This is a genomic window from Nonomuraea sp. NPDC049480, from assembly GCF_044465905.1.
Lineage (GTDB): Bacteria > Actinomycetota > Actinomycetes > Streptosporangiales > Streptosporangiaceae > Nonomuraea.
Genome location: NZ_JBITMD010000009.1, coordinates 131132 through 156548, shown reverse-complemented (window position 1 = coordinate 156548; position 25417 = coordinate 131132). Strand labels below are relative to the sequence as shown.

The 25417-nt window shown below is 72.6% G+C and carries 25 protein-coding genes; 10 read left to right on the top strand and 15 right to left on the bottom strand.

Features of this window, described 5'->3' with window-relative positions:
- The first annotated feature begins 88 nt into the window (after positions 1-88).
- The 3 genes from ACIBX3_RS26260 to ACIBX3_RS26250 all read left to right on the top strand — a co-directional run bounded on the left by ACIBX3_RS26260 (position 89) and on the right by ACIBX3_RS26250 (position 3004).
- Positions 89-736, top strand: coding sequence for an NRDE family protein (locus ACIBX3_RS26260; protein ID WP_397121311.1), 648 nt, complete (start codon positions 89-91; stop codon positions 734-736).
- Between the two features lie 10 nt (positions 737-746).
- Positions 747-1970 carry a cysteine--1-D-myo-inosityl 2-amino-2-deoxy-alpha-D-glucopyranoside ligase gene (gene mshC, locus ACIBX3_RS26255; protein ID WP_397121309.1) on the top strand — a complete coding sequence of 408 codons (1224 nt, stop codon included), beginning with the start codon at positions 747-749 and terminating at the stop codon, positions 1968-1970.
- A gap of 104 nt (positions 1971-2074) precedes the next feature.
- Positions 2075-3004, top strand: coding sequence for an NAD-dependent epimerase/dehydratase family protein (locus tag ACIBX3_RS26250; RefSeq protein ID WP_397121307.1), 930 nt, complete (start codon positions 2075-2077; stop codon positions 3002-3004).
- Here ACIBX3_RS26250 and ACIBX3_RS26245 read toward each other — a convergent pair.
- From ACIBX3_RS26245 to ACIBX3_RS26200, 10 genes are all read right to left on the bottom strand, one after another.
- Entirely contained in the window at positions 3001-3540 is a 540-nt protein-coding gene (locus tag ACIBX3_RS26245; RefSeq protein ID WP_397121306.1) for a cysteine hydrolase family protein, read from the bottom strand. The two genes, ACIBX3_RS26250 and ACIBX3_RS26245, sit on opposite strands and share 4 nt — an antisense overlap.
- Positions 3541-3542: 2 nt before the next feature.
- On the bottom strand, positions 3543-4505 hold the full coding sequence (locus ACIBX3_RS26240) for a UDP-glucuronic acid decarboxylase family protein (RefSeq protein WP_397121304.1): 963 nt from the start codon (positions 4503-4505) through the stop codon (positions 3543-3545).
- Positions 4502-5389, bottom strand: coding sequence for a glycosyltransferase family 9 protein (locus ACIBX3_RS26235; RefSeq protein ID WP_397121302.1), 888 nt, complete (start codon positions 5387-5389; stop codon positions 4502-4504). Before ACIBX3_RS26235 ends, ACIBX3_RS26240 begins: the two co-directional genes overlap by 4 nt.
- A complete protein-coding gene (locus tag ACIBX3_RS26230) occupies positions 5380-6054 on the bottom strand; it encodes an SDR family oxidoreductase (RefSeq protein WP_397121301.1) in 675 nt (224 codons plus the stop codon). The genes ACIBX3_RS26235 and ACIBX3_RS26230 overlap by 10 nt, the downstream gene beginning before the upstream one ends.
- Positions 6051-7448: a PfkB family carbohydrate kinase gene (locus ACIBX3_RS26225; RefSeq protein WP_397121299.1), complete on the bottom strand. Its 1398-nt coding sequence runs from the start codon at positions 7446-7448 to the stop codon at positions 6051-6053. Before ACIBX3_RS26225 ends, ACIBX3_RS26230 begins: the two co-directional genes overlap by 4 nt.
- Positions 7448-7996, bottom strand: coding sequence for an SIS domain-containing protein (locus tag ACIBX3_RS26220; protein WP_397121297.1), 549 nt, complete (start codon positions 7994-7996; stop codon positions 7448-7450). The genes ACIBX3_RS26225 and ACIBX3_RS26220 overlap by 1 nt, the downstream gene beginning before the upstream one ends.
- A gap of 2 nt (positions 7997-7998) precedes the next feature.
- A complete protein-coding gene (locus tag ACIBX3_RS26215) occupies positions 7999-9186 on the bottom strand; it encodes a glycosyltransferase (RefSeq protein ID WP_397121295.1) in 1188 nt (395 codons plus the stop codon).
- Positions 9183-10361, bottom strand: a complete 1179-nt coding sequence (locus tag ACIBX3_RS26210; protein ID WP_397121293.1) for a glycosyltransferase family 9 protein — start codon at positions 10359-10361, stop codon at positions 9183-9185. The genes ACIBX3_RS26215 and ACIBX3_RS26210 overlap by 4 nt, the downstream gene beginning before the upstream one ends.
- Entirely contained in the window at positions 10358-11803 is a 1446-nt protein-coding gene (locus ACIBX3_RS26205; protein ID WP_397121291.1) for a glycosyltransferase family 2 protein, read from the bottom strand. The genes ACIBX3_RS26210 and ACIBX3_RS26205 overlap by 4 nt, the downstream gene beginning before the upstream one ends.
- Positions 11804-12033: 230 nt before the next feature.
- On the bottom strand, positions 12034-13665 hold the full coding sequence (locus tag ACIBX3_RS26200) for a carbamoyltransferase (RefSeq protein WP_397121289.1): 1632 nt from the start codon (positions 13663-13665) through the stop codon (positions 12034-12036).
- A gap of 172 nt (positions 13666-13837) precedes the next feature.
- Here ACIBX3_RS26200 and ACIBX3_RS26195 point away from each other — a divergent pair, with 172 nt between their 5' ends.
- The 3 genes from ACIBX3_RS26195 to ACIBX3_RS26185 are packed head-to-tail and all read left to right on the top strand — an operon-like array spanning position 13838 to position 15660.
- A complete protein-coding gene (locus ACIBX3_RS26195; protein WP_397121287.1) occupies positions 13838-14428 on the top strand; it encodes a D-glycero-alpha-D-manno-heptose-1,7-bisphosphate 7-phosphatase in 591 nt (196 codons plus the stop codon).
- Positions 14425-15345: a glycosyltransferase gene (locus ACIBX3_RS26190; protein ID WP_397121285.1), complete on the top strand. Its 921-nt coding sequence runs from the start codon at positions 14425-14427 to the stop codon at positions 15343-15345. Before ACIBX3_RS26195 ends, ACIBX3_RS26190 begins: the two co-directional genes overlap by 4 nt.
- A gap of 30 nt (positions 15346-15375) precedes the next feature.
- Positions 15376-15660, top strand: a complete 285-nt coding sequence (locus tag ACIBX3_RS26185; RefSeq protein WP_397121283.1) for a WhiB family transcriptional regulator — start codon at positions 15376-15378, stop codon at positions 15658-15660.
- On the opposite strand, the gene ACIBX3_RS26180 is transcribed toward ACIBX3_RS26185, so the two are convergent.
- On the bottom strand, positions 15596-16111 hold the full coding sequence (locus ACIBX3_RS26180; protein ID WP_397121281.1) for a peptide deformylase: 516 nt from the start codon (positions 16109-16111) through the stop codon (positions 15596-15598). The two genes, ACIBX3_RS26185 and ACIBX3_RS26180, sit on opposite strands and share 65 nt — an antisense overlap.
- Before the next feature lie 198 nt (positions 16112-16309).
- Between ACIBX3_RS26180 and ACIBX3_RS26175 the strand changes: the two genes are divergently transcribed.
- Together ACIBX3_RS26175 and ACIBX3_RS26170 are read left to right on the top strand one after the other, a co-directional pair.
- Positions 16310-17476 carry a uroporphyrinogen-III synthase gene (locus tag ACIBX3_RS26175; RefSeq protein ID WP_397121279.1) on the top strand — a complete coding sequence of 389 codons (1167 nt, stop codon included), beginning with the start codon at positions 16310-16312 and terminating at the stop codon, positions 17474-17476.
- Positions 17473-18192 carry a sirohydrochlorin chelatase gene (locus ACIBX3_RS26170; protein WP_397121277.1) on the top strand — a complete coding sequence of 240 codons (720 nt, stop codon included), beginning with the start codon at positions 17473-17475 and terminating at the stop codon, positions 18190-18192. Before ACIBX3_RS26175 ends, ACIBX3_RS26170 begins: the two co-directional genes overlap by 4 nt.
- On the opposite strand, the gene ACIBX3_RS26165 is transcribed toward ACIBX3_RS26170, so the two are convergent.
- The 3 genes from ACIBX3_RS26165 to ACIBX3_RS26155 form a co-directional block, all read right to left on the bottom strand.
- Positions 18189-18695, bottom strand: coding sequence for a hypothetical protein (locus ACIBX3_RS26165; protein WP_397121275.1), 507 nt, complete (start codon positions 18693-18695; stop codon positions 18189-18191). The genes ACIBX3_RS26170 and ACIBX3_RS26165 overlap by 4 nt on opposite strands.
- Positions 18696-18992: 297 nt before the next feature.
- Positions 18993-19847: a PAC2 family protein gene (locus ACIBX3_RS26160; protein ID WP_397121273.1), complete on the bottom strand. Its 855-nt coding sequence runs from the start codon at positions 19845-19847 to the stop codon at positions 18993-18995.
- A 557-nt stretch (positions 19848-20404) separates the two neighbouring features.
- Complete coding sequence (locus ACIBX3_RS26155; RefSeq protein ID WP_397121271.1) at positions 20405-20863, bottom strand: universal stress protein; 459 nt, start codon at positions 20861-20863, stop codon at positions 20405-20407.
- Between the two features lie 152 nt (positions 20864-21015).
- Between ACIBX3_RS26155 and metH the strand changes: the two genes are divergently transcribed.
- On the top strand, positions 21016-24480 hold the full coding sequence (metH, locus tag ACIBX3_RS26150) for a methionine synthase (protein WP_397121269.1): 3465 nt from the start codon (positions 21016-21018) through the stop codon (positions 24478-24480).
- 79 nt (positions 24481-24559) lie between these two features.
- On the top strand, positions 24560-25243 hold the full coding sequence (locus ACIBX3_RS26145) for an HAD family hydrolase (RefSeq protein WP_397121267.1): 684 nt from the start codon (positions 24560-24562) through the stop codon (positions 25241-25243).
- A 3-nt stretch (positions 25244-25246) separates the two neighbouring features.
- Here the strand turns inward: ACIBX3_RS26145 and ACIBX3_RS26140 are convergent, their stop codons facing one another.
- Complete coding sequence (locus ACIBX3_RS26140; protein WP_397121265.1) at positions 25247-25408, bottom strand: hypothetical protein; 162 nt, start codon at positions 25406-25408, stop codon at positions 25247-25249.
- Positions 25409-25417 lie beyond the last annotated feature (9 nt).

The following is a 25417-nucleotide window of genomic DNA, read 5'->3' as shown; positions in this document are numbered from 1 at the left end:
CTCCGGCCGTCCGCCCCGCCGACCCGTGGCCACCCCTGCCACCCGGCCCCGCTTCCGCCGCCTCGCGCCCGTTTAATACCCTTTGCCCATGTGCACGCTGATCGTCAGAACCGGGCTGCCGGTGACCCTCATGGGCGTGAGAGACGAGTTCACCGACCGGCCCTGGGAGGGGCCGGGGGAGCACTGGCCGGACTACCCGGGGGTGATCGGCGGGCGAGACCTCAAGGCAGGCGGCACCTGGCTGGCCGTCCACCCGGCGGCCCGCCGCGCCGCCGCCCTGCTCAACGGCCCTGGCCGGCCGGCGCCCGAGACGACCAAGGTCTCGCGTGGCGACCTGGCGCTGCGGGCGGCGTACACGGGGGAGATGCCCGACGCCGACCTGACCCGCTACAACCCCTTTCATCTGGTGCTCGCCGACCTGGCGCGGGTGCGGGTGTTCAGCTGGGACGGCGAGCGGCTGTCCGCCGCCGGCCTGCCGGACGGCACCAGCATGATCGTCAACACGGGCCTGGACCCGGCGAACGAGCGGGTCGTCGCGTACCTGCCGCGCTTCGAGACCGAGCCGTGGCCGGAGCTGATCACGGCGGAGCCGTCCGCCGACCCTGGCGCGCTCATCGTCCGGCACAAACTGCCCGGCGGCCGGGTCTTCGCCTCCCTGTCGGTGATGGAGGTCACGCTCGCGCAGGACGGCGTGACGTACCAGTTCACGGACTTGACCGCAGATCGGGACGGATAGGCTCAAGCACATGAGATCGTGGTCTGCCCAGAACGTTCCGAAGCTCCCCGGTGAGAGCATTCCGCTGCGTCTCTTCGACACGTCGGCCAAGCAGGTGCGGCAGACCGATCCCGGGCCGACCGCCAGGATGTACGTCTGCGGCATCACGCCGTACGACGCCACCCACCTCGGCCACGCCAACACCTACCACGCCTTCGACCTGGTCGGCCGGATGTGGCGCGACGCGGGCCACGAGGTCCACTACACGCAGAACGCCACCGACGTCGACGACCCGCTGCTGGAGCGGGCCATCCAGACCGGCATCGGCTGGCAGGACCTGGCCGAGCGGGAGATCGAGCTGTTCCGGAGCGACATGGAGGCGCTGCGGGTCCTGCCGCCCCGCGAGTACATCGGCGTGACCGAGGTCGTCGATCAGGTCGCGGACCTGATCGCCAGGCTGTCGGCCAAGGGCGTCACGTACGTCCTCGACGGCGACGTCTACTTCAGCGTGGCCGACGCCCCCAAGTTCGGCCAGGTGTCGGGCTACGACGAGCAGGAGATGACGGCCCTGTTCGCCGAGCGCGGCGGCGACCCCGGCCGGGCGGGCAAGCGTCACCCGCTGGACTGGCTGCTGTGGCGGGCCGAGCGGCCCGATGAGCCGGCCTGGGAGTCCCCGCTGGGCAGGGGCCGTCCCGGCTGGCACATCGAGTGCACCGCGATCGCCCTGGACCACCTCGGCGCGGGCTACGACGTGGCGGGCGGCGGCTCCGACCTGATCTTCCCGCACCACGAGTGCGGCGCCTCGGAGGGCCATGCGGCGACGGGGGAGTGGCCGTTCGCGAAGTTCTACACGCACGCCGGCATGGTCGGGCTCGACGGCGAGAAGATGTCGAAGTCCAAGGGCAACCTGATCTTCGTCTCCAAGTTGCGCCAGGAGCACGACCCGATGGCGGTCCGGCTCGTGTTGCTGGCCCGCCACTACCGCGCGGACTGGGCGTACGTCCCCGAGCTGATGGCCGAGGCCGAGCGCAGGCTGGCGCTGTGGCGCCCGGCTGCGGCGCTGTCCTCAGGGCCGCACGCCGAGGACCTGCTGGCCCGGGTGCGCGAGCGCCTGGCCGACGACCTCGACTCGCCGGGCGCGCTGGCCGCGATCGACGCATGGGCCGAGGAGGCCCTGGCGCGCGGCGGCCCTGATCCCGGCGCGCCCGCCCTGGTCAGGGACCTGGCGGACGCCCTGCTTGGCGTCGCGCTCTAGCGAAAGCCCCCATTCAGGCCCCGCACGGCACAGGCGCGGGGCCTTTCTCATGCCCACAGGAGTCGCTAGACTGATTATCAGTACTACTGATGATTGGCGGAATCATGATTCTGGTCACCGGCGGGCTGGGCTTCATCGGCACCCATACCACCCGCGCACTGCTGGACCTGGGCGAGACCTGCGTGCTCGTCCAGCGCCGCCCCGGCACCTTCCCGGACGAGCGGGTCTTCGTCGAGCAGGCCGACCTCACCGACGAGGCCGCGCTCCTCGACCTCGGCAAGAAGTACGAGATCACCGGCATCGTGCACCTCGCCGGCTCCGTACCCTGGCCCCCGGGCCCGGACGCGCCGGCCGACGCCGCGGAGAGGGCGCTCAAGAGCCTGCTCAACGTGTTCAGGGCCGCGAGCGAATGGCAGGTGGCCCGCCTCGGGCTCGCCGGCACGATAGGCGTGTACGGCGGCGCCCCCGGCGAAAGCCCGCTGCCCGAGGACGTGCCGCTGCCGATGACCGCCTGGCACCCGATCCCCGCCTTCAAGAAGATCGGCGAGCTCCTGGCCGATCACCTCGCCGGGACCATGGACCTCGACGTGGTCACCTACCGCATCTCCGCTGTCTGGGGGCCGCTCGGCCACACGCCGTCACCGTTCTTCGCCGCGCCTCAGCTCGTCCACGCGGCCGCCCGCGGCACCACCCCGGCAGGCGGCCCGATGCGCGCGGGCAACGGCATCGACATGTGCTACGTCAAGGACTGCGCCCGCGCCATCGCCCTGCTCCAGACAGCCGGCCGGCTGCGGCACCGCACGTACAACGTCGGCTCGGGCCGGCTGACCACCCACGGCGAGGTGGGCGCCGCGATCAAGAAGCTCGTCCCCGACGCCCGCGTCGACCTGCCGGAAGGCCGCGACCCCGGCAGGCTCGACGTCTGGCTCGACATCACCCGGCTGCGCGAGGACACCGGTTTCGAGCCCGCCTACGACACCGACCGCGCGGTCGCCGACTACCTCGCCTGGCTGCGCGCCGGCAACGAGCGCTAGACCAGGCAGCTCGCGGCGGGCACGATCTCGGCCGACATGTTGCGCTCCATCATGCGCAGCGCCGCCCGGCCGAGGTCGTGATGGATCGGCGCCACGCAGTCCGGCGGCACCATGATGGAGAACTCCCTGATGTAGCCGTCGAGCGCGCTGTAGAGGATGCACTGCTCGGTCACCTGCCCGGCCAGCAGCACCGTCCGGGCGTCCCGGCGCCGCAGCAGGTACTCCAGCGCCGTCCCGTAGAACGCGCTGTGCCGCACCTTCGGCAGGAACGCGCAGTCCTCCGGCGGCACGATGGGCTCCACCAGATCCGGGCGCCGCCCCCGCAGCGCCCGCGCCACGATGTCCTCCCGCGTCGCGGCGAAGTCCCCGTAGTGGTCGTTGACGTAGATCAGCTCCACGTCGTCGCGCCCGCGCGTCCGGCCGACCAGCTCGGCCAGCACCGGAACGACCGGCGCGACGTTGTCCGCGAGCTGGTCGGCGTCTTTGTGGTCGTACGGGTTGAGCATGTCGACGACGACCACCGCGGTCCGCGGCACGCTCAGACCCGCAGCTGCTCGGGCTGCTCGGCCGTGGCCAGCTCGGCCGAGAACCACTCGATCGTGCGGCGCAGCCCCTCACGCGCGGGCACCTGCGCCCGCCAGCCCAGCCGCTCGGCCGCCAGCGCCGTGTCCGGCCGCCGGACCTTGGGATCGTCGGCCGGCCGGTCGATGAACACGATCTCCGACGACGACCCGGCCAGATCCTTGATCATCGTGGCCAGTTCCAGCATGGTGACCTCGTCGGGGTTGCCGATGTTGACCGGTCCGGCGAAGTCGCTGCGGGCCATGGTCAGGATGCCCGACACCGTGTCGTCGACGTAGCAGATGGAGCGCGTCTGCGAGCCGTCGCCGGTGATGGTGATCGGCTCGCCGGTCAGCGCCTGCCTGATGAACGTCGGGATCGCCCGCCCGTCGAACGGGCGCATGCGCGGGCCGTAGGTGTTGAAGATCCGCACGATGCCGGTGTCGGTGCCGCGCGAGTGGCGGTAGGCCGTGGTCAGCGACTCGGCGAAACGCTTGGCCTCGTCGTACACGCTGCGCGGGCCGACCGGGTTGACGTTGCCCCAGTACGTCTCGCGCTGCGGGTGCTCCAGCGGGTCGCCGTACACCTCGCTGGTCGAGGCGAGCACGAACCTGGCGCCCTTCTCCCTGGCCAGCCCCAGCGCGTGCAGCGTGCCCACGCTGCCCACGCGCAGCGTCTCGATCGGATAGCGCAGGTAGTCGGCCGGCGAGGCGGCCGAGGCGAAGTGCAGGACGAGGTCCAGCCGGTCCGGCACGTGCACGAAACCGGTCAGGTCGCACTCGATGAGCCGGAACTCGGGACGGTCCATCAGATGCTCGACGTTGCGCGGCCCGCCGGTGAGGAAGCTGTCCATGCAGACGACCTCCGCCCCCTCGTCCAGCAGCCGCTCGCACAGGTAGGAACCGAGGAACCCGGCGCCCCCGGTGACCAGAGCCCTCATGACGTGACCTCCAAGGCAGCGTCGACGACTTCGGATACTTCGATCTTCAGCAGGCCCGGATCGGGCCTCAGGCCGTGCGGATCCCCCCGGTGACCCGCCCACAGCGCCACGTGGCGCCAGCCGGGCGGCGGCCCCCACAACGCCGGCGAGACCGGCCCGAACAGCACCACCGACGGCACGCAGAACGCCGTCGCCAGATGCGCGACGCCGGTGTCGCCGCAGACCACCAGCCTGGCCCTGCTGACCAGGTCGATCAGGTCGGCCATGCGGGTCTGCCCGGCCAGCATCCGCTCGGGCGGCAGTCCGGCCAGCTCGGCGACCTCCTTGGCCAGCGGCACCTCCTCGGCGTTGCCGGTGACGACCACGTCGTCCAGCGCGGCCGCGACCTGCGCGAACCGCTCCGGTGGCCAGCGCCGCGCCGGATAGGCGGCCCCCGGATGCACGATCGCCGGCCCCGTACGGTCGGAGATGCCGAGCGTCAGGTCCGTGGGATCGGCCGGGATGCCGTGCCACTCCAGCAGCCCGCACCAGCGCCGCACCTCGTGCACACCGTCCTGCCACGGCGGTCCGGTGCCGAAGCTGACCAGCCGCCCCGGCTCGGTGCGCCGCAGCGCCTCGATGCTCTGCGGCCCTTTGCCGTGCAGGTTGACCGCGATGTCCGGCCGGTGGAACGGCACCCTGTCCATCGGTATGGGCCCGGGACCCGAGACGTCCACCAGATCGTCCACGGCGCCGATCAACGGCAGCAGGGCGTCCAGCGCCCGCGGCGCCGCCAGCGTGATGCGGTGCCGCGGGAACGCCTGGCGCAGTGCCCGCAGCGCGGGCACGGCCGTGAGCAGATCGCCCAGCCCGAGCCCGCGCAGCACCAGCAGCTCTAGGGCCATGACGTCTCCGTCGAGGGGCACACGACGAGCTCTCTCACCTCGCATCCGGCCGGCTGCCGCAGTGCGAACACCACGGTCTGCGCGACGTCGGCGGGATCGTTCAGCCCCGCCTCCGGGCCCGGTTTGTACTGCTCGGGCCGCCCGTCGAAGAAGCCCGTCCGCATGCCGCCCGGGATCAGCAGGGTCACCCCCACCTCGCCGCGCAGCTCGATCGCCAGCGCCCGGGTGAGGCCGACGACGCCGAACTTCGACGCCGAATACGCCGACGCGTCGCTCAGCGGCCGCAACCCCAGCGTCGAGGCGCAGGTGACGATCGTGCCGCGGGTGTGCTTCAGGTACGGCAGCGCCGCCCGTACGACGGAGGCGGTGCCCAGCAGGTTCACCTTGATGACCCGCTCCCAGTCGTCGGCCGGCACGTCCTCCAGCCGCCCGCACGCGTCGATGCCCGCGGCCGTCACCACGCCGTGCAGGCCGCCGGCCCGCTCGGCGAGCTCGCGTACCGCCCGCTCGGCCTCGCCGCGATCGGACAGATCAGCCGTGACCTGATCGAAGCGCTGGTCGGACTCGCGCGCGTCGACGACGAGCGGACGCCAGCCCTCCTTCTCCACCGCCTCGGCGGTGGCCCGGCCGAGTCCGGAGGCTCCCCCGGTAATCAAGATGTTCACTGGATCTCCCTGATCAGATTCGTGGTCGAACGCCCCGGCAGCGTGCTCAGCACGACGATCTCCGCGCCGAGCCGGCCGAGGACTTCGGATTCGGGCAGGAGCTCCCCCTCGTAGTCGCCGCCCTTCACCCACACGTCGGGGCGCAGCAGCTCGATGGCGCGGGCCGGGGTGTCCTCCTCGAACACCAGCACGGCGTCCACGCAGCCGAGCGCCCTGAGCACCTCGACCCGGTCGCGCGCGTCCACGATGGGCCGGTCGGGGCCCTTCAGCCGGCGTACCGAGTCGTCGGAGTTGACGCAGACGACGAGCGCGTCGCCCAGCGCCCTGGCCCGCCGCAGCAGGCTCACGTGGCCCGCGTGCAGCAGGTCGAAGCAGCCGCCCGTGGCGATCAGCCGGCCGCCGTTGGCGCGGGTCAGCCCGGCGACCTCCAGCGCCGTGCGCGGCCGGTCGCCGAGCCGCTGCTCCTGCACCTTCACGGAGGCGGCGCCGCCGCGCTCGACGAAGCGCGAGGCCTCGCCGACGCCGATGATCACCGCGTCCTTGATGCCGGCGCCGTCACGCAGCGCCAGCGCCGCGGCGCCGGCGAGCCTGTCGCCGGCGCCGCACGCGTCCTGGCCGCCGGCCCGGACGGGCGGCGGCACCTGGACGAGCGGGCCGCCCTCCATGGCCAGGGCGGCCCCCCGCGGACCCGTCGTGACGGCCACCGCCCGCGCCCGCATCTCCCGCACCAGCCGGCGGGCGGCCTGGTCGGGGCCGCGGTAGGCGGACGGGCACAACATCCGCGCCTCGGCCTCGCTCGGCGTCAGCAGCGCGCAGCCGGGCATCGGCTGTTCGCCCCTCGGGTGCGGGTCCCACACCACCGGAGCGTCCGTCTCCCGCAGCAGCTCGCGCGCCATCCTGGCCACGCCTCTGCCGTAGTCGGACACCAGCACCGCGCCGGCCCGGCCGATCGCCTCGGCCACCGCCTCGGTGGGGGCGTACCTGGCCGTGCCGTCGCCGGTGTCCAGCCGGACCAGCGTCTGGCCCCTGGCCCGCACCCTGGTCTTGCGTACGGTGCCGCCGCGCAGCGGCAGGCGTACCAGGTCGAGCTCCTCCGACAGCAGCCCGCACAGGCGGTGCCCGTCGGGGTCGTCGCCGATCGCGGTGACCAGCACGACCTCGGCGCCGTCGCGGGCGGCCAGCAGCGCGGCCAGGCCGGCGCCACCCGGGCGCGCCTGCTCGGCGGTGACGTCCACCACCGGGACCGGCGCGTCCGGGCACAGCCGTTCCGCGTCGCCCTCGACGTCCACGTCGAGCAGCGTGTCCCCGATCACCACGAGCGGCCGCGCGGCGTTTGATCGCCGGGCTCCGCCCCGGAGGCTGTGATGGATGTCCTCGCTCCGCTGCGAATCCATCACAGCGCCTCCTCGACGGCCTCGCACAGCAGATGAATCATGGCGAGATGCACCTCCTGGACCGTGGCCGTCTCCCCGGCGGGCACGGCCACCGCGTCGTCGCACAGCCCGGCCAGCGCGTTGGGCGCCGGCCCGGTCAACGCCCAGGCGAGGATCCCGCCGTCATGCGCCGCCTTGGCCGCGGCCAGCACGTTCGGGCTGGTGCCACTGGTGGACAGGCACACCAGCACGTCGCCGGGACGGCCGTGCGCGCGCACCTGGCGGGCGTAGACCTCCTCGGCGCCGAAGTCGTTGGCGATCGCCGTCAGCGACGAGCCGTCGGCGTGCAGCGGGATCGCCGCGTACGGCCGCCGGTCGTCCCTGAACCTGCCGACCAGCTCGGCCGTCAGATGCTGCGCCTCGGCCGCCGACCCGCCGTTGCCGCAGGCCAGCAGCCTGCCGCCGGAGGCCAGTACGCTCGCCAGCTTCGCGCCCCACGCGCGGACCGTGACCGCCTGGTCGTCGACCTTCTCCAAGGTGTTCCAGAGCTTCTCGAGATGACTGTCCATGATCAACCCCCCAGCGCCGCCAGGCCGCACAGCCTGCCGTTGATGACCTGCGTGTACACCGCCTCGGTCCGCTCGGCCACGTTCGGCCAGCCGTACCTCTCGCGGGCCCGCCTGGCCCCCGCCGCGCCCAGCTGCGTCCTCTTGCCGGGATCGCCGAGCACGTCCTTCAGCGCCCGGGCCAGCGCGCGCGGGCGGCGCGGCGGCACCAGCACGCCGCAGCCGGCGACCGTGTCCAGGTGCCCGCCGACGGCCGAGGCCACGACGGGGACCCCGCACGCCATCGCCTCGACCGGGACCATGCCGAACGGCTCGTACCACGGGACCGTCACCACGACGTCGGCCGAGCGCATCAGCGCCGGCACACGCGTGCGCGGCACGCTGCCGATCACGTGCACCCGCTCCTCGATGCCGTAACCGGCGGCCAGCTCGCGCAGCCGGACGGCCTCCTCGTCGTCCGGGCTGCCGCCGGCGATCACCAGCTCGGCGTCGGGCAGCAGCCGCAGCGCCGCGATCACCGTGTCCACGCCCTTGCGCGGCACCATCCGCCCGATGCTGAGAATCAGCTTCCCCGCCGTACGCGGCGCCACCGGCCCTTCCGGGCAGAACGCCGCAAGGTCCACGCCGCACGGCACCACCGCGATCCGCTGCTCCGGGATGCCCATCGCGCACAGCTCGCTCACCTCGTCGCTGCACGTGGCCAGCACGGCGTCGGCTCGCTTGCCGATCTCCCGCTCGGTGTCGATCCGGTGCGCGGGGCTGGTGTCCGCCTCGCCCTGCCAGCGCCGCTTGACCGTGCCGAGCGCGTGGAACGTCTGCACCACCGGGAACCCGTCGGCCGCCTGCAGCGCCGCCTGCCCGCTCATCCAGAAATGCGCGTGCGCGACATCCGGCGGCTCGATCGCCCACCGGTCGGCCAGGCGGTCGGTGAACTCCGGCATGTACGGCGGCAGGTCGTCCTTCGCCATCGGCGCCGGGGGACCGGCCGGGACGTACTCGACCGTGACGCCCGGTGCCAGGGGCACGGACGCGGGCTGCGACTCCGACGTGCGCCGGGTGTGGACGACGACCCTGTGCCCGCGCCCGGCCAGTGCGACCGCCAGCGCGGCGACGTACACGTTCTGGCCGCCCGCGTCGACGCCACCGACCGCGGCCAGAGGGTCCGCGTGCTCGGAGATGAGATCGACCTTCACTGCGTCAGCTCCCTCACTGCCTTGACCACCTGCTCACTTGTGACCTGGGACAGGCACGGGTGTCCGGGGACCGGGCAGATGCGCGCCCTGCTGTCCCTGCAGGGCGCCTGCTGGTCGCCGAGCAGCACCGCGGGGACGCCGTACGGAGCCCACCGCGCGGCCGGCACGACGGGGGCGAACAGGCTCACGACCGGCGTGCCGACCGCCGCCGCCAGGTGCGCCGGGCCGGTGTTGCCCGCCACGAGCACGCTGGCACCTTCGATCACGGCGGCCAGTTCGGCGAAAGTGGTCACGCCGCCGAGGTCGGCCGCGTCGTCGCCGGCCACGTAGGCGGTGAGGTCACGTTCCGTGCCGGTCACGACGACTCGATGCCCGTCTTCTGCCAGCTCCCGGACGGCCTGCCGATGCCCGTCGGCCGGCCATGTCCTCGCGGGTGCCGACGTCCCCGGATGCACCACGACATACGCGCCTTTGTCGGCATCGGCGCCGACGTTGAGCAATTGCCCCGTAATCTCGCCTATATCCGGCAATGGCCGCTGAACAGCGAGTTTGCCGTCATCGCCCGGTGGCAGCTCGAAGCCCGCCGCCCGTGCCACCGCCAGCATCCGCTCCGCCTCGGGCACGTCGACGCTCTCGTCCACCACGTGGCGGACGTCGAGCAGGGAACCCGGGTAGTCGTTGCTGATCGCCGTGATCCTGCGGACGCCGGCCAGCCTGAGCAGCAGCGCCAGCGGGAGCGCCGACTGGTGGAACGAGGTGAGGATCACCGCCTCGTCGACGCCGTGGACGCGGCCGACCAGGTCGGCGACCTGGGCCTTGCTGACGGGCGGGGGAGTGTGGTCGATCCACGGGGCCCGCCACTCGACGACGCGGTCGACGCCGGGCAGCAGCTCGGCGGCCGCCCTGCCGTTCGGCCCCGCCAGGAAGACGACCTCGCGGGCCTGGGTGCGCACGGCCCTGACGGCGGGCCCGGCCAGGAGCACGTCGCCGGCGTCGTCCAGCCGCGCCACCAGCACCCGGCCGCGGCCCTGCGCGCTCGTGGCGGCTCTCCGCTCGGTCTTCTCGCCGGTTGCCCGCTTGGGGGCGTCCTTGCCCGCGGGGCCGCCTCTCGCGGCGCCCGCCGTCCCGCACGGGGTGGCCCCGTGCAGCACCGCTCCCGACATGCGACCGCTCATCGCCGCACCCTCCATTCCCCCCGAAGCCGGTGCGCGCACGCGACCGGCGGGATCACCACGCTGGTGACGACCATCCGCCACACCTCATCGGGGGTACGGGGGCCGGGCGCGATCCGCCGCCATGCGAACTCCGCCGTCAGCCCGGCCCACACGACTCCGGCGACCGCCGCCATGACCGGGACCCCGCGCCCCCGCGCCGCACGTCCGATCGCCCCGCCCCGCCCCGGCGCCCAGCGCCCCTGCCGCCCCCACAAACCACGCCCGGCCAGCGGCCTGAGCCCGGCCGGCGGACGTGCCTCCGTCAGGGGCCTGCGTTCGGCCATCGCCCTGCGTGCGGCCCGGGTCCAACGTGCGGCTCGGGTCCAACGTGCGGCTCGGGTCCAACGTGCGGCCCGGGTCCAACGTGCGGCCCGGGTCCAACGTGCGGCCCGGGTCCAACGTGCGGTTCGTGCCTCACCACCGGCCGGTGCGCCTGGTTCGGCCAGGGCGGGGAGCCGCTCACGAGGCCCCCCAGCGGCCCGCCGCGCGGCGATCCGATCGGCCTGCGAGCCGAGCCGCTTCAGGACCCGCCCGGCGAGCCGCCCCGGGCGTCGCCGACCGGCGCGCGCCTGGAGGCGAGCGGCCAAGCGGCCGAAGATCCCGGTGCCGGAGTGCTTGCCCCGCAGGTCGCCCGGTCCTACCGGGAGCCGGTTGATCAGCGGTGAAGCGTGCCGCCGCCACAGGACCGGGTTCGCGCGTCGGCCGGAGGCCGCGGGCAGGCGCAGGCCGGGACGGCGGGTCACGGCGGGCCCGCGGGCGCGCAGCACCGCGATCGCCGCCAGCGTCACCGCAGCCACCCCCACGGCCGTCGTCACGGCGTGCAGGCACAACCGGCCGCGCGCCCCGCCGATGGCCTCGCGCCATCCGGGCCCGTGCAGATGCCGCATCAGCGCGTCGTCCGCGTTCCCCCGCTGGAAGCGGACGCTGGCCCAGAAGCCGTCCCGCCGCACCGGATGGGACGTCACCCGCTCGCCGCGCACCAGCCGGTGCCCGGCCCGGGTCACGCGCAGCGCGAGGTCGGCGTCCTCCCGGTACGCCCGCGGAAAGCGCTCGTCGAACCCGCCGACCGCCTCCAGCACGCTTCGCCGGTACGCCATGTCGGCCGTCACCCACAGCGCGTCCGCCAGCCCCGCCGTGTGACGCTCCCCGTCGGTAGGGGGGCGCTCGCCCGGCAGGGGCACCACGATGCGCCCCTGGCTGCCGGCCACGTCCTCGGGCAGGTCCACCAGGTCCTTCCAGACCGCCTCGACCCACCCGGGCCCCGGGATCACGTCGTCGTCGAGGAACACCACCCAAGGCGTGTCCGCGGCCCGCCATCCGACGTTGCGGGCGGCCGCGGGCCCTCTGCCCCCGGACCGGACTACTCGTACATGCTCACAACCAGAAACGGCGGGCAGCGTCACATCACTCTCCTTCTGACGACTGCCACCGCCAAGACGAAGAGTACCCGTTTGATCGCGCTCCGTAACGCGATCGTCCACCACGATCACCGGCACCCCGGGACCCAACGCCCTGCCCGATCGCCGAGCCGAGCTCGGACGGCCGCGTCGGATGTCCTCGCTCCGCTGCGGATCCAACGCGGCGAGCGTCTCCCGCAGCGTGGGCCGCCCGACGGTGGGGATCACGACAGTGATCACGAGGCGAACACCTCCCCGCGCCGCACCATGTACGGCCCGAGGACGAGCACGTCCACCGGCGCGGACCCGAAACATTCCAGCGCGTCGCGCGGATCGTCGACCATGGGCCGCCCGGCGGTGTTCAGGCTCGTGTTGACGATCACCGGCAGCCCCGTACGCGACTCGAACTCCGCCAGCACCCGCGCCATCAGCGGCTCGGCCTGCGGTGAGACGGTCTGGATGCGCGCGGTCCCGTCCACGTGCACGACCGCCGGGATGCGCGCCGCCCAGTCCGGGTGCACGTCGTGCACGAACAGCATGTACGGCGACGGCACCGGCCCCCGCCCGAAGATCTGAGCCGCCCGCGACTCCAGCACCATCGGCGCGATCGGCCGGAACTGCTCGCGCCCCTTGACGTCGTTGAGCCGCTCGGTGTTGCGCGCGTGCCCCGGATGGGCCAGCAGCGACCGGTGCCCGAGCGCCCGCGGCCCGTACTCGGCCCGGCCCTGGAACCAGGCCACGATCCGGTCGGCGGCCAGCTCGGCGGCCACCGCCGCGGCCAGGTCGGCGGGCCGGCTGTGCGGCACGCGCGCCACGTCCAGCCACGCCCCCAGCTCCTCGTCGGTGAAGCCGCGCCCGAGCGCCGCGGTCGGCATGGGCCCGGCCGGCTCGCCGTACGCCTGCGCCAGGTGCAGGGCGCCGCCCAGCGCGGTCCCGGAGTCGCCGGCGGCGGGCTGCGCCCACACCTCGTCGAACGGCCCCTCGTCCAGCAGCCGGGTGTTGGCCACGCAGTTCAGCGCGACGCCGCCGGCCAGCGCGAGCCGCCGCTCGCCGGTCCGCTCGTGCAGCCAGCGCACCAGCTCCATGAGGACCTCCTCCAGCCGGGCCTGCACGCTGGCGGCCAGGTCGGCGTGGTCGGAGGTCCACGTGGCGCCCTTGGCCAGGGCCTTGGCGTAGACGTTCCAGTCGACCGGCTCGACGCGGAACCCGCCGTCGCCGGTCGTGTAGATCACCTCGCGCAACGCCTCCAGGTGACGGGGATCGCCGTAGGAGGCCATCGCCATGACCTTGTACTCGTCGCTGGAGCGCAGGAAGCCCAGGTGCTCGGTGACCTCCTCGTACATCAGGCCGAGCGAGTGCGGCAGCTCCTGCGCGGCCAGCACGTCCAGCTCGCCGTCGCGGTAGCGGCCGGCCAGGTGGGAGACGTTCTCGCCGCGGCCGTCGCACACGAGCACCGCGCAGTCGCGCCACGGCGCGGCCAGCCCCGCCGACGCGGCGTGGGCGACGTGGTGCGGCACGTACGTGACCTGGCCCGGGTCCAGCCCCGGCAGCGCGGTCGACAGGAACAGGGGGGCGCGCACCGCGTACTTCGTGCGCAGGTCCTCCCACTCGCCCTCCGGGCGCTGCACCACCAGAGCCGGATCGTACGAGTAGGCCACCGCGTCGATGTCCTCTGGGGCGAGACCCGCTTCTCGCAGGCACCAGGCGGCGGCCTGCTCGGGCAGTTCCCACGCCGAGAACGCCAGCGGCCGCTTGCCGTGCTTGCGGCGGCTGAAGCGCTCCTCCTCCGCCGCGGCGACGATCCTCCCGTCGGCCACCAGCGCGGCGGCCGGGTCGTGGAAGATCGCGTTGATGCCGAGAAATCTCATTCTTCCTCCCCCAAGGATGTCGAGAACCGCTACCGAGAGAAGCGGTGCTCAAACATTCGACAGGGCTGCGAGATGCGGAAACGGGCGCGGTCGCCTGCGCTTGGTCACGCTAAGTAGTTGTTTGCCGAGCCTGCCCTCGGGTAGCCGACGGTGAGCGCGACGGAGGTGAAAGGTGTTCGAAAAGCGACGTCCCGGCGCCGTGCTCTTCGACCGGGACGGGACCTTGATCAGGGACGTGCCCTACAACGGCGATCCGCGACGGGTCGAGCCGATGCCGGGCGCGCTGGAGGCGCTGGGCCGGTTGCGCCGCGCCGACGTGCCGGTGGCCGTGGTCACCAACCAGTCGGGCGTGGCCAAGGGGCTGGTGTCCCCCGACGAGATGGACCAGGTGAACGCCAGGGTGGAGGAGCTGCTCGGCCCGTTCGACGCGTGGGCGATCTGCGTCCACGACGACGCCGACGGTTGCACCTGTCGTAAACCCGCGCCCGGTCTCGTGATCAGGGCCGCCGCCGTGCTCGACGTCAGCCCCCGCGACTGCGTCGTCGTGGGCGACATCGGCAGGGACATGGAGGCGGCCAGGGCCGCCGGCGCCAGGGGCATCCTGGTCCCCACCGAGGTGACGCTCCCGGAGGAGATCGATCAGGCCCCCGAGGTCGCCGACGACCTGACCGACGTCGTGGACCGCGTGCTCAGCGACGCCGAGAGTCCCGTGCCCGCCATCTCCGCTCCCTGGGCTCGCGCGATGGGCTGGAGCCGCTGGTGAGGATCCTCCTCTGGCACGTGCACGGTTCATGGACGAGCGCCTTCATCAGGGGCGGGCATGAGTACGTGCTGCCGCTCGTCCCCGGCCGTGGTCCCGACGGCCGGGGACGAGCCGCCACGTTCGACTGGCCGGACAGCGCCCGCGAGGTCCCATGGGACCGCCTCCGCGACGAGCCGATCGACGTGGTCGTCTACCAGCGGCCGCACGAGCTCGACCTGGCCCGCGAATGGCTCGGCCGCGCTGTGCCCGGCGTGTACGTCGAGCACAACACGCCCAAGGGCGACGTGCCGCACACCCGCCATCCGCTGGCCGGCCGCACGGACGTGACGCTGGTCCACGTCACCCACTTCAACGAGCTCTACTGGGACAACGGCAAGGCGCCCACGCGCGTCATCGAGCACGGAGTGCCCGACCCCGGCCACCTGTACTCGGGCGAGCTGCCCCGTGCCGGGGTCGTCGTCAACGAGCCGGTGCGCCGCACCAGGGTCGCCGGCACGGACCTGCTGCCGCGCTTCGCCGAGCGGGTCCCGCTGGACGTGTTCGGCATGAAGGTGGCCGGGCTGCCGTACGGCACGCACGAGGACCTGCCGCAGCACGTCATGCACGCCGAGCTGGCCAGACGGCGGGTCTACCTGCACCCGTACCGGTGGACCTCACTCGGGCTGGCCCTCATCGAGGCCATGACCCTGGGCATGCCGGTGGTCGCGCTGGCCGCCACCGAGGCGATCGAGGCCGTGCCCCCGGAGGCGGGGGTGCTGTCCACGAAGGTGAGCGTGCTGGCCGACGCCCTGCACGCGTTCGCCGAAGATCCCGAGAGCGCCGCGCGGGCCGGCAAGGCCGCGCGCGCGGCGGCGCTGGCCCGCTACGGATTGGACAGGTTCCTGTCCGACTGGGACCGGTTGCTGCGGGATGTATAGCGCCGGAAGGCATGGGTAGGCGCGAAGGTCATGATGATGCTCAGCTGGACACGCAAGGCCGCCTGCCTCGACCTGGACCCGGAATTGTTCTTCCCGATTTCCATGGAAGGGCCCAGCCAGTCACAGGTCGAGCGCGCCAAGGCGGTGTGCCACGGCTGCCCCGTGCGGGAGCCGTGCCTGGACTACGCGCTGACGACCCGCCAGGCGTACGGCGTCTGGGGTGGCACCGACCCGGCGCAGCGGCGTGAGCTCAGCCTGCCGGCAGAGCCGCCGCGAGAAACCGTTCCCGCTCGCCCGCTTCGAGGTGGTCGCTGAAGAGCACGCCGTCGAGGTGGTCGGCCTCATGCTGCAGCACCCTCGCCAGCACGCCGAGCGCCCTGACTGTCACGGGCTTGCCGAACATGTCCCGGCCACGCGCCGTGACCATGTAGGAGCGTTCCAGCGGCCACCACACCCCGGGCGCCGACAGGCACGCCTCGTCGGCGATGATCCGCCGCTCCGACAACTCGAGCCGCGGATTGACCAGATGGCCTGATCTGCCGTCGTACGAGTAGACCATGACCCGCACCGGCTCTCCGACCTGCGGCGCCGACAGCCCCGCCCGGCCCGCGCCCGCCCGCATCGTGGCGATCAGCGCCTTCACCAGCCGCCGCAGCTCCCGATCGAAGTCGCGGACCGGCTCCGCGACCGAACGGAGCACCGGATCATCGAACGTGCGAATAGGCCGGACCGTCACCCGCAACTCCCCGATAGGCCGCGTCGTCATGAAGGACGTTTCCCGCGATCACGCCCGCCAACCGCGAGGGCGGTGCCTTGTAGCACAGCGGTAACAGAGGAGACCCGTAGGCGAAACCACCCGAAAGCAGTATCGGAGGGTGATCTCACTTGCGTCACACGCGCCTGTGATGCTTGGCCGGGCGCTCGGGGCCCGGCCAAGCATTCTCGACTATCTGGAGGTGCCGGAATGAGTGCGCTTCCCCTCGCGGGTGGCTCTTCCCCGGAAACGGCGCCCGACGCGCTGTCGGGCTTCACCGTCGGCGTGACCGCGACACGGCGGCGGGAGGAGTTCGGCGCGCTGCTGGAGCGGCGCGGCGCCCGTGTCGTCAGCGCGCCCGCGATCCGGCTGGTCCCCTTGGCGGAGGACGCCGACCTGCTCGCCGCCACCAGGCTCGCCCTCGAGGCGCCGCTCGACGACGTGGTCGTCACCACGGGCGTGGGCTTCCGCGGCTGGATGGCCGCCGCCGAGGGCTGGGGGCTGTCGGCCGACCTGGGCGAGCACCTGTCCGGGAGCCGTCTGCTCACCCGCGGCCCCAAGGCCAGGGGAGCGGTGCGCGCGGCCGGGCTCAACGACCACTGGACGCCCGCCACCGAGTCGTGCGAAGAGGTCAAGCAGTACCTGCTGGCCCAGGATCTGCACGGCCGGCGCATCGCGGTGCAGCAGCACGGCGAGCCGCTCGTCGGCTTCGTGGCCGAGCTGCGCCAGGCGGGCGCCGAGGTGATCGAGATCCCGGTCTACCGGTGGCTGCCGTACCGCGACATCTCGCCGCTGCGCCGCCTGATCAGCCAGACCATCTCCGGCTCGGTGGACGCGGTGGCCTTCACCAGCGCGCCCGCCGTGCACGCCATGCTGGGCACGGCTCGCGCCGAAGGGCTGGAGGAGGCGCTGCTGGCGGCGTTCAGCGGGTCCGTCGTGGCCGCCTGCGTGGGGCCTGTCACCGCCGAGCCGCTGGTCTCGCGCGGCGTGCCGACGCTGCAGCCGGAACGTTCCCGGCTCGGCGCGCTGGCCCGCGCCCTGGCCAGGCATCTGCCCGAGCACGGCGTCACCCGGCTCACGGCCGGGGACCACCAGCTGGAGATCCGCGGCCACGCCGTGGTCGTGGACGGTGAGTTGCGGCCGCTGCCGCCCGCCCCGATGGCGGTGCTCAAGCGGCTGGCCGACAAGCCGGGGCACGTGGTGTCCCGCGCCGAGCTGCGTACCGTGCTGCCGGGTAGCATCGCGCGCGACTCCGCCGAGCACGCCGTGGAGATGGCCATCACCCGGCTGCGCCGCGCGCTCGGCCCGAGCGGGATCGTCGAGACGGTGGTCAAACGCGGCTACCGGCTGGCCTGCCTGTACGAGGCGGGGATGTGAAGCCCGCACTCGTCCTTGCCGCGCACGGGACACGCAGCACCGCAGGGGAGGAGACCCTGTCGGCCCTGGCCGAGACGGTCAGGAGGGCCCGGCCCGGGCAGCGGGTCGAGCTCAGCTACCTGGAGATCAGCTCACCTCTCCTGGCCGACGTGCTCCCGGCCGTCCGCGGCCCTGTGGTCGTGGTCCCGCTGCTGCTGGCGGGCGGCTACCACGTCCACATCGACCTGCCCGACGTGATCGCCGAGCACCGTCCCGACGCGATGATCGCCGGCTGGCTCGGCCCGCACCGGCTGCTGACGTCCGTGCTGGCCCGCAAGCTCGCCCGGGCGGGACTGCGCTCCACCGACGCGGTCGTCCTCGGCGCGGCCGGCTCGTCCGACCCGGCCGCACTCGCCGACGTCCGTGCCGCCGCCCACCAGCTCGCGCTACGCCTGGCGCGCCCGGTCACGGCGGCCTTCGCCTCGGCCGGCTCCCCGTCGCTGGATGAGGCCATGGAACGGCTCGGCTCGACCCCGGCCGCGCGCGTGGCGATCGCCTCGTACGTCCTCGCGCCCGGGTTCTTCCACGACCGCCTGGGCTCGGCGGGCGCCGGGCTGGTGAGCGACCCGCTGGGCGCGGACCCGGACGTGGCGGCGCTGATCTGGCACCGCTACGACGAGGCCCTGCACGGCCGCCGCGGCGTGCCGCGGCCCGCACGGGCGTCGCAGTCGCACTAGGCGACGGCGGGCGTCGACGGGACGGGCTCGAGCCGCAGCTCGCGCACGATCTCCAAGGCGCTCGCCTCGCGCGTGGGCTCCGTGTCCGCGCCGAGGAACATCTCGATGTAGGCGCGGTGGAAGCAGCCCGCGATCAGCAGCCGCGCGCTGGCCTCCGGGTCGACGTCGGACCGCACCCGCCCCAGCCGCTGCTCGGCCGCCAGATACGCGGCCAGCGGCGTGACCTCCGTGCTCGGCCCGAGCCCGGTGTCGCGGACGGCCTGCCGGAACCGGACCGTCACGTTCGGCGAGGTGAAGGCGGGCAGCGCCGCGCTCTGCACGTCGATGTAGTAGTCGATGCCCGCTCGTACAACGGGAAGAAGATTGTCCGATACGCACCCTTTTCCGGTGCGATGGGAAAGATCGTGAAGAATGCTCAGCCAGAGCGGAAGCCGGTCCTGCAGCAACGCGAGGAAGTGGTCCACGGAGCCGCCGCTGCGGTCCTCCCGGAGGGAGACGGCCATCTCCAGGATGCGCCGCCGGGTGTCCTGACTTCTTTGATGCGGATCTACATGGGAAGTCGCCATGGCGTGCCTAACGGTGCGCGGTCGGTGAGTAGGCATCACGGCGCGAAGCCGAGGTTCATACGATTCAAGGGATGATGGTCGGGCGAAACAGGCGTCCCAACTTTTGTGCAATCTTGTACGGTCCCCGATTATTACTCGAAACCGCGGAAAATTGTCGGTCTTAATCCCTGAGGGTTAGCTGGCAGTATCGCGGCGGGGGAGGCTGCCGATGCCCCAGTGACGAGGACTCTCTCGTCAGGTATCGGTATCGGTGTCGCGGCGGCGCAGGTAACGCTCGAACTCGGCGGCGATCGCGTCCCCGCTGGCCTCGGGCAGCTCGGCGGCGTCCTTGCGCTCCTCGAGCTCCTTGACGTACTCGGCCACCTCGGTGTCCTGCGAGGCCAGCTCGTCGACGCCGCGCTCCCACGCGCGCGCCTCCTCGTCGAGGTCCCCGAGCGGCATGGGGATCTCCAGCACGTCCTCCAGGCGGCGCAGCAGCGCCAGCGTGGCCTTCGGGTTGGGCGGCTGGGCCACGTAGTGCGGCACCGACGCCCACAGCGAGACGGCGTCGAGCCCCGCCTGGCCGAACGCGTGCTGCAGCACCCCGACGATGCCCGTCGGGCCCTCGTAGCGGCTCAGCTCCAGGTTGGTCGAGCGGGCCAGCGCCGCGTTGGTCGCCCCGCCCAGGATGGGCACCGGGCGGGTGTGCGGCGAGTCGTTGAGCAGCGCGCCCAGCATCACGGCCAGCTCCACGCCCAGCTCGCGGCAGATCTCGATGATGTCGGCGCAGAACGAGCGCCAGCGCATGTTGGGCTCGATGCCGCGCAGCAGCACGACGTCGCGCTCCACGCCGGGCGGGCGGGCGCGCAGCAGCCGCGTCGTCGGCCAGACGATCGACTGGGTCAGCCCGTCGTTCATCTCCACCACGGGCCGGGTCACCTGGAAGTCGTAGTAGTCGTCGGGGTCGAGCGCGATGAGCGGCTCGGCCTTCCATGAGGACTCGAGATGGGCGATCACACCGCTGGAAGCCTCGCCCGCGTCGTTCCACCCCTCGAACGCGGCTATGAGCACCGGGTCGACGAGCTCGGGGAGCCCTTCGAGCTCTATCACGTGTCGCCTCCTCTCTCCACCGTCCCGCTAAGCCTATGCGGTTAGGAGGCATCGCCGTACCGATCTCCCCGAACCTCTTCCCTCGCCAGCCGCCCGCCCAACCCGTCACGGCACGGCCCAGTGGCGACGGCACGCGGGCGATGCCCGGAAGCCCGGTGAACACGGCGTGTCGCGCCATCGCGCGGGTACGCACACCGCCTCCCGTCACCCGTCGGGGGCGGCCGGTCGCACGCCAGGCGGCCCCGTGCTCGCCCGGTGAGGAACCTGGAGTCGGACCGCCCTCCGGCGCCCTCCGCCCTCCGCCCTGCCCCTGCCCCTGCCGGAAGCGCTGCCCGCCGGCACGCCATCCGTCCGGCCCGTGGGCACGCCACCCGCCGCCGGCAGGGCAACGCTGACCGTTCGCGGTGGGCGGAAGACGGCCCGTTCGTGTGAGGAGACGGCTCGTTCGGGTAAGGAAGGCTGCCCGTTCGTGTGAGAAAGGCTGCCCGTTCGTGTGAGGAAGACGACCGGTTCACGTAAGCCGGAAGGGGTGGGGAGGACGCGGCCGGGCGGCCGGGTCAGCGCCCGCCGTCGGTCGTGTGCACGATCAGCACATCGCAGGAGGCCCGGTGGGAGACACCCGACGGAACGGAGCCGAGCAGCCGCCCGGCCAGGCTGTTGAGGCCGCGGTTGCCCACCACCAGCAGGTCGGCGCGGTGCCTGCCGGCCAGCGCGACGAGCACGTCCACGGCATCGCCCTGGTCGGCTGCCAGGACGATGTCGGTGGCGCCGGCCGCCACCGCGTGCTCGCGCGCCGCACGCAGCGCGTCGTCGGCGGGCGTGGAGCCGCTCACTTTGTACGCCAGCTCGCCCAGCCGGTCGGCGGCCGCCGACCGCTCGCTCTCCCGCATAGGCAGGTACGCGCAGGCCAGGACGAGGCCGGCACCGGTCGCCGCGGCCAGGGACGCGGCCGCGGAGACGGCGCGGAAGGACGAGGCGGACCCGTCGGTGCCGACGAGCACGGTGCGGTAGGTCATGGAGACCCCAATTGGACGCGAAGTTCAATTGACACTCCACAGCCTATCCTCCCGCTCCAGGCCGCCCGAATCACCACCAACCCACCCACCCTGAACGATCTTCCGAGGCGGGCCCGAACGGCCTTTGAAGAGCACCCGATAAGCTCTACGCCATGAGCATCTCCCCGTCCTTCCGAGAAGTGTTGTCTCAGCGAGTGATCGTCGCCGACGGCGCGATGGGCACGATGCTCCAGGCCCAGGACCCGACGCTCGACGACTTCCACGGTCACGAGGGCTGCAACGAGGTGCTCAACGTCACCCGCCCCGACATCGTCCGCGGCGTCCACGACGCTTACTTCGCCGTCGGCGTCGACTGCGTCGAGACCAACACCTTCGGCGCCAACCTCGCCGCGCTCGGCGAATACGACATCTCCGACCGGGTCTACGAATACTCCGAGGCCGGAGCCAGGATCGCCCGCGAGGCCGCCGACCACTGGTCGACGCCCGACCACCCGCGCTTCGTGCTCGGCTCGATGGGCCCGGGCACCAAGCTGCCGACGCTGGGCCACCTGCCGTACGCGACTTTGCGCGACGCCTACCGCGACAACGCCGCCGGCCTCATCGCGGGCGGCGCCGACGCGCTGATCATCGAGACCTGCCAGGACCTGCTCCAGGTCAAGGCCGCCGTCGTCGGCTCCAAGCGGGCCGTCGAGGACTCCGGCCGCGACATCCCGATCATCGCGCAGGTGACGATCGAGACGAACGGCGCGATGCTGCTCGGCTCCGAGATCGGCGCCGCGCTGACCGCGATCGAGCCGCTCGGCGTCGACGTCGTCGGCCTCAACTGCGCGACCGGACCCGCCGAGATGAGCGAGCACCTGCGCTACCTCGCCCGCCACTCCCGGCTCAAGCTCTCCTGCATGCCCAACGCCGGCCTGCCGGTGCTGACCTCCGACGGCGCCTACTACCCGCTGTCGGCGCAGGAGCTGGCCGACGCGCACGCCACGTTCACCCGCGACTACGGCCTGTCCCTGGTCGGCGGCTGCTGCGGCACCACCCCCGAGCACCTGCGCCAGGTCGTCGAGCGTGTGCGCGGCAAGGACGTCCCGGCGCGCCGCCCGCACCCCGAGCCGGGCGCGTCCTCGCTCTACCAGACCGTGCCGTTCCGCCAGGACACCTCCTACCTGGCCATCGGCGAGCGCTGCAACACCAACGGCTCCAAGGCCTTCCGCGAGGCCATGCTGGAGGGCCGCTGGGACGACTGCGTGGAGACGGCCCGCGACCAGGCCCGCGACGGCGCCCACATGCTCGACCTGTGCGTCGACTACGTCGGCCGCGACGGCGTGGCCGACATGAAGGAGCTGGCCTTCCGCTTCGCCACCGCCTCCACCCTGCCGATCATGCTCGACTCGACCGAGCCGGCGGTACTGAAGGCGGGCCTGGAGATGCTCGGCGGCCGCGCCGCCGTCAACTCCGTCAACTACGAGGACGGCGACGGCCCCGACTCCCGCTTCCAGAAGATCATGCGGTTGGTGCGCGAGCACGGCGCGGCCGTGGTCGCCCTCACCATCGACGAGGAGGGCCAGGCCCGCACCGCCGACTGGAAGGTGCGCGTGGCCACCCGCCTCATCGAGGACCTCACCGTCAACTGGGGCATGCGGGTCGAGGACATCATCGTCGACTGCCTGACCTTCCCCATCGCCACCGGCCAGGAGGAGACCAGGCGCGACGGCCTGGAGACCATCGAGGCCATCCGCGAGCTCAAGCGCCGCTACCCGGGCGTGCAGACCACGCTGGGCCTGTCCAACATCAGCTTCGGCCTCAACCCGGCCGCCCGCATGGTGCTCAACTCGGTGTTCCTCAACGAGTGCGTCAACGCCGGGCTCGACTCCGCCATCGTGCACGCCTCCAAGATCCTGCCGATGGCGCGCATCCCCGACGAGCAGCGCCAGGTCGCGCTCGACATGGTCTACGACCGCCGCCGCGACGGCTACGACCCGCTGCAGCGGTTCATGGACCTGTTCGAGGGCGTCGACGCCGCCGCCATGCGCGCCGGCAAGGCCGAGGAGCTGGCGGCGCTGCCGCTGTGGGAGCGGCTCAAGCGGCGCATCATCGACGGCGAGCGCAAGGGCCTGGAGGCCGACCTCGACTCCGCGCTGGAGCAGCGGCCCGCCCTGGAGATCATCAACAACGTGCTGCTCGACGGCATGAAGACGGTCGGCGAGCTGTTCGGCTCCGGTCAGATGCAGCTGCCGTTCGTGCTGCAGTCGGCCGAGGTCATGAAGGCCGCCGTCGCCTACCTCGAGCCCCACATGGAGCGCGTCGAGGGCGAGACGAAGGGCCGCATCGTGCTGGCCACGGTCAAGGGCGACGTCCACGACATCGGCAAGAACCTCGTCGACATCATCCTGTCCAACAACGGCTACCAGGTCGTCAACCTCGGCATCAAGCAGCCGGTCTCGGCCATCCTGGAGGCAGCCGACGAGCAGAAGGCCGACGTCATCGGCATGTCCGGCCTGCTGGTGAAGTCGACGGTCATCATGAAGGAAAACCTGGAGGAGATGAACTCCAGGGGCCTGTCCGAGAAATACCCCGTGCTGCTCGGCGGCGCCGCCCTGACCCGCGCCTACGTCGAGCAGGACCTGGCCGGATTGTTCGAGGGCGAGGTGCGCTACGCCCGTGACGCGTTCGAAGGGCTGCGGCTGATGGACGCGTTCATGGCCGTCAAGCGCGGCGTCGCGGGCGCGACGCTGCCGCCGCTGCGCGAGCGGCGCGTCAAGACCGGCGCGGTGCTCCAGCGCACCCCCGTCGAGGAGTTGCCCGCCCGTTCCGACGTCGCCGCCGACAACCCCGTGCCGACGCCGCCCTTCTACGGCGACCGCGTCGTCAAGGGCGTCTCGCTGGCCGACTACTCCGCCTTCCTCGACGAGCGGGCGCTGTTCCTCGGCCAGTGGGGGCTCAAGCCCACCAGGGGCGGCGACGGGCCCGGCTACGAGGAGCTGGTCGAGACCGAGGGCCGGCCGCGGCTGCGCATGTGGCTCGAACGCATCCAGACCGAGGGCCTGCTGGAGGCGGCCGTCGTCTACGGGCACTTCCCGTGCGTCAGCGACGGCGACTCCCTGATCGTCCTCGACGAGAACGGCAAGGAACGCACCCGCTTCACGTTCCCGCGCCAGCGTCGCGACCGCCACCTGTGCCTGTCCGACTTCTTCCGCGCCAAGGACTCCGGCGAGCCGGACGTGGTCGGCTTCCAGGTCGTCACCATGGGACAGAAGATCGCCGAGGCCACGGCCGAGCTGTTCGCCAAGGACGCCTACCGCGACTACCTGGAGCTGCACGGCCTTTCGGTGCAGCTCACCGAGGCGCTGGCCGAATACTGGCACGCCCGGGTGCGGGCCGAGTGGGGCGTGGGCGGCGACGAGTCGCTCGACGACATGCTCAAGGTCAACATCCAGGGCTGCCGCTACTCCTTCGGCTACCCGGCCTGCCCCAACCTCGAGGACCAGGTGCAGCTCTTCCAGCTGCTCGATCCCGAGCGGATCGGGGTGACGCTGTCGGAGGAGTTCCAGCTCCACCCCGAGCAGGCCACCTCCGCGCTGGTCGCGCACCATCCCGAGGCCAAATACTTCAACGTCTGACCCCGGCCGGGTCGCTCTCCGTTCACCCGTGGACGGCGAGAATGGCGTGCACGCACCACCGATCGGGGGAAGGCGGCGTATGGCGACCGAGCCCGCCTCCCGCAGGGAGGCCATGAACATGGAAGCCGTCTTCTTCGACATGGACGGGCTGCTGGTCGACAGCGAGCGGGTCTGGCTGGAGATCGAGACCGAGGTGATGGCCAGGCTCGGCGCGCGCTGGACGCCCGAGCACCAGGCCCACCTGGTCGGCGGGTCCATGGAGCGCACGGTCGACTACATGCTGGCCGTGTCCGGCTCGGGTGTGCCCGCGGCCACGGTGCGGGAGTGGATGACGGACGGCATGGTCGCGCGGCTGGCGGCGGGGGTGCACGTGATGCCGGGCGCCTCCGAGCTGCTCGACGCCGTCCGGGCAGAGGGGGTGCCCGTGGGGCTGGTCACCTCCTCGCTCAAGGAGATCGCCGACGCGGTGCTCAAGAGCTTCGGCAGGGACCGGTTCGACGTCGTGGTGACCGCCGACGACGTCTCCCGCACCAAGCCGGACCCGGAGCCGTACCTGACGGCCGCGGGCCTGCTGGGCGTCGAGCCGGTCCGGTGCGTCGTCCTGGAGGACTCCCCCAACGGCGTGGCCGCCGCCACCGCCGCGGGCTGCGCGGTCGTCGCGGTCCCCAGCCTCCTGCCCGTCGAGCCCGCCCCCGGTCGTCTGGTCGTCTCCTCTCTCACCACCGTCACGGTCCAGCACCTCCGCGCTCTCCTGCCGGCCTGATCGTCACGGACGGGCGCCGGGACCGCCGTCGTCGCGGGCGTCGGGCGGGGCCGTCCGCAGGGCCGCCAGGACGTGCGCCGCGAGGGCCGTCCCCCCGTCGGGGAAGGCCGCCTCCCGTACCCCGAGAAGGGATGTACGTCCCCCTAGGGGAAGCCTGGTTCTCACGGAGGAGGG

Coding starts and splice junctions, on each gene's coding strand:
- ACIBX3_RS26260 (WP_397121311.1), top strand. CDS start 89: ATGTGCACGCTGATCGTCAGAACCGGGCTGCCGGTGACCCTCATGGGC.
- mshC (WP_397121309.1), top strand. CDS start 747: ATGAGATCGTGGTCTGCCCAGAACGTTCCGAAGCTCCCCGGTGAGAGC.
- ACIBX3_RS26250 (WP_397121307.1), top strand. CDS start 2,075: ATGATTCTGGTCACCGGCGGGCTGGGCTTCATCGGCACCCATACCACC.
- ACIBX3_RS26240 (WP_397121304.1), bottom strand. CDS start 4,505: ATGAGGGCTCTGGTCACCGGGGGCGCCGGGTTCCTCGGTTCCTACCTG.
- ACIBX3_RS26235 (WP_397121302.1), bottom strand. CDS start 5,389: ATGGCCCTAGAGCTGCTGGTGCTGCGCGGGCTCGGGCTGGGCGATCTG.
- ACIBX3_RS26225 (WP_397121299.1), bottom strand. CDS start 7,448: ATGGATTCGCAGCGGAGCGAGGACATCCATCACAGCCTCCGGGGCGGA.
- ACIBX3_RS26220 (WP_397121297.1), bottom strand. CDS start 7,996: ATGGACAGTCATCTCGAGAAGCTCTGGAACACCTTGGAGAAGGTCGAC.
- ACIBX3_RS26210 (WP_397121293.1), bottom strand. CDS start 10,361: ATGAGCGGTCGCATGTCGGGAGCGGTGCTGCACGGGGCCACCCCGTGC.
- ACIBX3_RS26200 (WP_397121289.1), bottom strand. CDS start 13,665: ATGAGATTTCTCGGCATCAACGCGATCTTCCACGACCCGGCCGCCGCG.
- ACIBX3_RS26185 (WP_397121283.1), top strand. CDS start 15,376: ATGATGATGCTCAGCTGGACACGCAAGGCCGCCTGCCTCGACCTGGAC.
- ACIBX3_RS26180 (WP_397121281.1), bottom strand. CDS start 16,111: ATGACGACGCGGCCTATCGGGGAGTTGCGGGTGACGGTCCGGCCTATT.
- ACIBX3_RS26175 (WP_397121279.1), top strand. CDS start 16,310: ATGAGTGCGCTTCCCCTCGCGGGTGGCTCTTCCCCGGAAACGGCGCCC.
- ACIBX3_RS26165 (WP_397121275.1), bottom strand. CDS start 18,695: ATGGCCGTCTCCCTCCGGGAGGACCGCAGCGGCGGCTCCGTGGACCAC.
- ACIBX3_RS26155 (WP_397121271.1), bottom strand. CDS start 20,863: ATGACCTACCGCACCGTGCTCGTCGGCACCGACGGGTCCGCCTCGTCC.
- metH (WP_397121269.1), top strand. CDS start 21,016: ATGAGCATCTCCCCGTCCTTCCGAGAAGTGTTGTCTCAGCGAGTGATC.
- ACIBX3_RS26145 (WP_397121267.1), top strand. CDS start 24,560: ATGGCGACCGAGCCCGCCTCCCGCAGGGAGGCCATGAACATGGAAGCC.